We start from the raw sequence: 714 nt of genomic DNA, 5'->3' as shown, positions 1-714 counted from the left end.
CCGGCGCTGTCATTGCCCGCGCCGCGCGGCTGGCGCACGTAGCCGGACAGGGTGAACTGCACTTCCAGCGGCGCCGCCGCCTGCTGCAGCGCCGCCACCGGGTTGCGGTAGAGGCTCAGGTCGTCCACGAACAGGTATGGCGTGCCCTGCTCCAGCGCGTGCAGGGTCTCGGCCAGCGGCTGCACCTCGCAGCGCAGGCTGATGCTCACCGCCACCTTGCGGTACGGCTCGTCCGGCGCCGCCGCCGGGTTGGGCACCGGCATCTTCTGGGTCACCTCGCACGCCCCGCCCTGCGGGTGCGCTGCCACCACGTCCACCACCCGCTGCATCAACCCCGCCGCCGCCGCGTTGGGGTCGTCCTCGGGCAGGAACGCATGGCTGGCCGCCTGCCCCGCCCCCATCGCCGCCAGCCGCTGCTGCAGCTGCGGCTTCTCGGCGAGCGCCGCCGCGTAGCGCGCGTGGGTGTCGCGCAGCTCCGCCATCTCCGCCCCGATCGCCTGCAGCGGCGCCACGAACCACCAGTGCAGCAGCGCCAGGTAGGCCACTGCCAGTACCGCCAGCAGCAACAGCAGCGCCGCCAGGCGGCTCTCGCGTGGCTTGAGCGTGGCCAGCTTCATGGCGCTCCTCCGACACTGCCGGCCGGCGCCGCCTTGGCCTTGCCCTCGGCCGGCTTGCGCAGCTGCGCCACCATGTAGAAGCGCTCCTTGCCGGTGG

General features: G+C 73.8%; 1 protein-coding gene. It reads right to left on the bottom strand.

Annotated elements, in window-relative coordinates:
- Positions 1-617 (bottom strand): type II secretion system protein GspM (gene gspM, locus MJ605_RS19225; RefSeq protein WP_243043156.1); only part of this gene is annotated, 617 nt, incomplete at its 3' end.
- Positions 618-714 lie beyond the last annotated feature (97 nt).

Source organism: Dyella sedimenti, assembly GCF_022760995.1.
Lineage (GTDB): Bacteria > Pseudomonadota > Gammaproteobacteria > Xanthomonadales > Rhodanobacteraceae > Dyella > Dyella sedimenti.
The sequence above is the reverse complement of the archived record's forward strand: the minus strand, read 5'-3'. Positions and strand labels throughout refer to the sequence as shown.